2 protein-coding genes and 1 pseudogene are annotated in these 4,994 nt (G+C 60.2%); 1 reads left to right on the forward strand and 2 read right to left on the reverse strand.

What is annotated here, in order from left to right:
* A pseudogene (locus tag E1N52_RS42900) lies at positions 1-174 on the forward strand (IS5/IS1182 family transposase); the annotation flags it as partial.
* A 404-nt stretch (positions 175-578) separates the two neighbouring features.
* Here E1N52_RS42900 and E1N52_RS42905 read toward each other — a convergent pair.
* Together E1N52_RS42905 and E1N52_RS42910 are read right to left on the reverse strand one after the other, a co-directional pair.
* Positions 579-3,011 carry a glycoside hydrolase family 15 protein gene (locus tag E1N52_RS42905; RefSeq protein ID WP_133191119.1) on the reverse strand — a complete coding sequence of 811 codons (2,433 nt, stop codon included), beginning with the start codon at positions 3,009-3,011 and terminating at the stop codon, positions 579-581.
* 1,700 nt (positions 3,012-4,711) lie between these two features.
* Positions 4,712-4,994, reverse strand: a 283-nt coding sequence (locus E1N52_RS42910) for a transposase (RefSeq protein ID WP_165979591.1), incomplete at its 5' end; no start/stop codon positions are given.

Genomic DNA, 4,994 nt, shown 5'->3' on the forward strand with positions numbered 1-4,994 from the left:
CACGTGTTCGGTACGCTCAAGCACTGGATGGGGTCGACGCACTTCCTGATGCGAAGACTTGGTCACGTCGCCACCGAAATGAACTTGCATGTACTGGCGTACAACCTCAAGCGCGTCATCGGGATACTGGGATTCGCGAAAGCAATGCGGGCCATGAAGCTGGCCGGCGCGTGATCTCACGCATCGACGCTTCGAATGGCTCGGTGCAATCAGCCCCGTCGTTCGATCTCAGCGCTGGGTGAACGCGTTCGCTCCGATGCTCGCGGCTCGAACCGGCGTTTTTACACAGCCTCGGCCACTTTCTGCCGCTCGCCTAAGCCATGCGGTGGCCACGCGAACGGCGGGTCCACTCCAGAACCTGCCGGAAACTAGAGGCGTACTTGTCGGCCATGCCGATGGTCGCCGATCACAGGATGTGCGGCGGCTGAAGATCGCTTTGGCGACCTTGTCCCGCCACTTTGAAGGCAACGAGCGGTCGCCTTCGTGTAAGGACCTCCCAAGCCCTGCTCGCGTACCACGAGCGAGGTAACAGGGGCTTTTAGGCTTGAACTGGTCTGGCCATTAGATCGAACCCGCTGCTACCTCAGCGTGACGGCATAGTTGACTCCCTTCCACGTCTGAGTCGACGTCCAGAAAAACGTGAATACGCGCGATGACCCGGCTTGGGCTGCTGCTGTGACGAGATCGACATAGTAGATGCCGACAGCCGTCGCGGTCGCGTCGATATCCTGCCACGTGGCCCAGTTGTCGCTCGAGCAGCGCAGACGGAAAGGCGAAGGCCAGGTGATGCGAAGTGTTGCGCCAGCCGGAATCGACGGCACTGGACGGGCAAAGTTCCAGATTTCTATCACGCTTGGAGCGCGCGGTGCCTGACCCGGCTGAGGCTGATAGCGGTTGGCGACGACATCGAGGCGGTCGAAGACGACACCGTCAGAAATCGAGCGAACCAGCTTGATATATTCGGCGTGGGCCCATGCGAGCGGCATGGCGGAGCCGGTCGGGCCGCCGGTCGTCAAGGGTGGGAGATCTGGCATATCCCATACCTGTTCGGGAAGCAGACGTCGCTCGCCCGCGAACTTCTCAAGCGCGCGAAGATAGATCGTCGGATCTCCGCCGGCGGCCAGTTCATAGTGGCCGCGTTCACCACTGAGCAGCGGCCACGGGCGCCCGATGCCGGTGCCGGTCCACGCTTGACCCTGAGAGCCTTGGCCGTAACCGTCGTGGTTGTACCGATAAAAGACCGGGCCCTGCTGGAGATCTTTTCTGATCACCGCGTCGACCACTTTTATTGAGTCGACGATGATGGGGTCGTTTGCGGCGCGAATGCCGTAGCGCACCAGTTCGAGAAAGCCCGCGTCCACGATTTCGTTTGCGTTGTACTCGCTACCCGAGACCCCTATTTGGGTGGTATTTGGATCTTCTGGGAAATTGAAGGCGCCATTGACGTACGCCGGCAAGATTCGAATGTAATGCCGGGGCACGCCCGGAACCAACGAGCCTTGGGTGGTGACGCACCATGGTTCGAGGTGCGATTCGAGGAAGTCCGCGTATTCGAGAAGAAACTGGGCGGTCTGGGCGTCCGCCCATTTTGTGGCACAGACCAACGCAGCGATATTTGCCGCCAGTGTGGAAGGGGAATAGCCCTCCTGTTCTTCCCATCGCTCCTCGGCAGTCATGGGACCGTTCGCTATCAGGGCGCCTGCCGCAGCCAGCACCATGCCGGTGGGATCGAACTGTTGCAGTAGCCCGTCCTCGCTCAAGTGGTAGGCCAGGATGATGGGGAAGGAGAATTCGTCGAGCTGCGCGACACCGCCGGGCCAGGGCTCGCCGTTGATGAAAAACTTCTGCGGAAAACTGCCATCCTGCGATTGCGACGTAGCGAGAAACATCAGTGCGCGCAGCGGCGCATCCTTTGCGCCAGCGGCGAGCAGAGCGAGTGCGCTTTGGCACATGTCGCGCGGCCAGACCATGTGGTAACCCGCCACCAAGTCCCATACCGTCTGTCCCCAGGGGATGCTCAACGAAGCCACCAAGGCGCCTTCGGCTGTCTTATCCTCGTGCGCCAGCAAAACGTTGCGGCTGAGGTTGAAGAGCGCATCACCATCGCCCGTCACGTTAGCTGCGGGTTCAAACGGCGGAGGTACAACCGCGTCCGTCCAGCCTTTGAGGAATGCCTGACGGTGGCTGTATGACTCCGGGGGGCCGTCGAATGGATAGGCCAACGCCTCCGATACCGCGGTCAGCGCCTTGTTGGGGGTGCTGGGTACCGTATCTCTTGGTTCGTCGACGCAGAACGCCAGAGCCAGAACGAATTGATTTCGCCCTGCGCGGTTGATCTCTGCAGTCATCGCGACATACCCGCCCGTGGCCGAGTCGAAATTCCAAACCGGCAAGCGCTTGTTGGCGATGATGTCGGTCCAGCCGTCGTTCACGCCCACGAAGCCGCAACTGGTCATCCCAAAGCCGCAGTCGGCGCCCAACGCCAGCCAGTAGTTACCGCGGGTTGCGACGAGGCGATCGCCATTCGCGGTGCTCACTCGTTGAGCGGTGTTGCCCGCGCCGTAGCCGCCCATGTGCGGCGCCAATAGTGCGTAGACGTGCAGCTTGTTGAGGAAATCCTGATCTCCCTGCAACGTTGTGCTGACCAGCACGCAGGGCGAACCCTTCTCTGCGATGACGTCCTGCACGACGGTGTACGGCTGATCCTTTGCCGTAGCGGTTAGCCGGAAGGAAAGGGCGGGCGCATCAGGCCACTCACATTGGCAATCGAAGTCCTTCTGCGCGTCGTGAAAGAATGTCGAACCATCGGTAATGATCAGTTGGAAGTCGCGCACTTGAGGGGTATCTACATCCGGGAAGTAGATCTCCGTGAGGATGCCCCCTGCTGCTGTGTACCAGACTTGGCTCGACAGCGAGTAGGCCGTGCCGACGGCGTCCTTGTCGGCCCGACTCCAGCTAAGCGGGACCCCCGGTGCGCCTGGAGCCGGAGCCGAGTCAAGCAGCTCTGCCATGGTCTACTCCGTGATGGTTGGGGCTGCGGACGAGGTCGTGCGTGGGAGACTGGCCGAATGGGCCGGACAGCGCGCTCAATCAGCATAGACGAAAACAGGCACAACTTTCTGAAATCCCAGCGTTCGCTTTTTGCAGGCGCGAGTGACCGCTGGGGTCGTCTGAAAGGCTTGCGGGGGCATAGCTCGTGCCGCGCATGCCGGTCTCGGCACCATTGTGCGCTGTCTCACAACGGAGGTCGCAAAGGCGCAGCGACGCCGCCCTTCAGTGCGACGCTGTTCGTTGAACCCTGTACACGTGCGTGCTCACCGTGGCGATCTGATTGCCTTCACGGGTCGTTCGTTCATCGCAGGGCACTTCGCCGCCCGCCTCAGCAGGCTCCGCTCCGGCAAAATCCCCACGAGTCCGTCGCCATCGCACGCGGGGCTAAACAGGACCTATGCCGCGCTCGAGCATATGTTTGCCCATTCCCTCGTGACCGCTTCACACCGATAGAAGCCATGCACGCTGGTCTGGCTTTAGCGGCAGAAATGGGTCCGCGTGCCGCCGATACAGTCTGGGGAGGCTGAAGCTGCACATGCAAATTGGATACGTCGGCACCCGCCCAACAGGTGCCTAGCACAGAAGCGCACATCGGGGCACTCGACCGTCGGCTCAGGAACCGACGCCTGCCATGTGATGCAAGGCGTACTAGTCAATGTGTGTCGGAGTCCTTTCTGAACGTCACGTAGATGCAATCTCACCTACCTCGCTATGGGAACTCAACGCAAGTGGGGCGCGCCGGAACGGTAGCAGGATGAAAGCACGGATGGAGCACTGCTAAACACTGCAACGGTCGGGGCTCTCGCCAATGATTCGGAGAACGTCCAATTGTTCGTCTTGACCGCGGATTGGACGGCAGCGTGTGCGCGCGAATCCATACCAGCCACTCCATACTGTTTGCACATGCGCGGGCCCGCCTTTTTCCTTCACTGATCTCGATGTGGACGGATTTGAAGAACGGGCTGCGACTACCGCCAAGAAGCCAAAGTACAAGTGGCTTGATAAAAGGAAGGGACCCTGTTACGCGGATCTCATTGCGCGATTGTATGGAATTTGGCAACTGAAGGGCCTATAACTAGCTAGACGTAGTGAAGCTTGCGTCCAGCGCTACCCGCGCGCGGAGTGTGCGAGCCTGCGGTCGCACGACGGCTGAAATCACCGCCTCGCCATACACTGCGCGAGCCTCATGGCACCCGAAATCTTCGCGGCCTTCGAGCATTTATCGCTCCAACGACTCGCGGACAAAGGCTGCCTACCTGTCGAATCGAAAGCGTGGAAACGACGTTTGAGTCGATGGAGTACCTGATCATGAAGTCGCTATTTCTAGTGATTGGTGGAAGCGTACTGCTTTCCATGGGCAGCTTAGCCTACGGTCAGTCCGCTACCCCGGCATCGCCCTCTCAGCAACCCATGCCCGATCAACCCGCAGCCACCAACGCATCGGGACAATACCAGTCCGACGCTTCACAGGGTGGAGCACCAATGGGAACATACGGAGCGGGTACGTCCCGTGGAGAACGGGATCCACGAACCGGTGCCCTCTGCATCACCGGCTTGTCCTGCGACATCTATAAGGGCAATTGACGCGCATATGGACCGAATGCGCCCCTGTGACGCAGTGCTAATGCGCAGGACCTCCGAAGTGCGCTTAGAGACGGTTTCAAAAAGACTGTTGAGCTCGCTGAAGCGTGCTCCAGCAGATCAGGCAACAGCCGAGTTTGAGAAACGCTTCGTGAATGTCGGCGCGACGTTCGAAGCGAATACGTAGACGGCGGAAATTGTGCAACCAGGCATGTGTACGTTCGACGACCCAACGGATCTTCCCAAGGCCACTGCCGTGGGGGTGGCCGCGTCGCGCGATGCTGGTGGGAATACTGCGCTCGTGAAGAATGCGGCGGTATTTGTCGTGGTCGTAACCCCGGTCAGCGTAGACGCGGCCGGGA

It is taken from the genome of Paraburkholderia guartelaensis (genome assembly GCF_004353905.1).
Taxonomy (GTDB): domain Bacteria; phylum Pseudomonadota; class Gammaproteobacteria; order Burkholderiales; family Burkholderiaceae; genus Paraburkholderia; species Paraburkholderia guartelaensis.

Coding starts and splice junctions, on each gene's coding strand:
- E1N52_RS42905 (WP_133191119.1), bottom strand. CDS start 3,011: ATGGCAGAGCTGCTTGACTCGGCTCCGGCTCCAGGCGCACCGGGGGTC.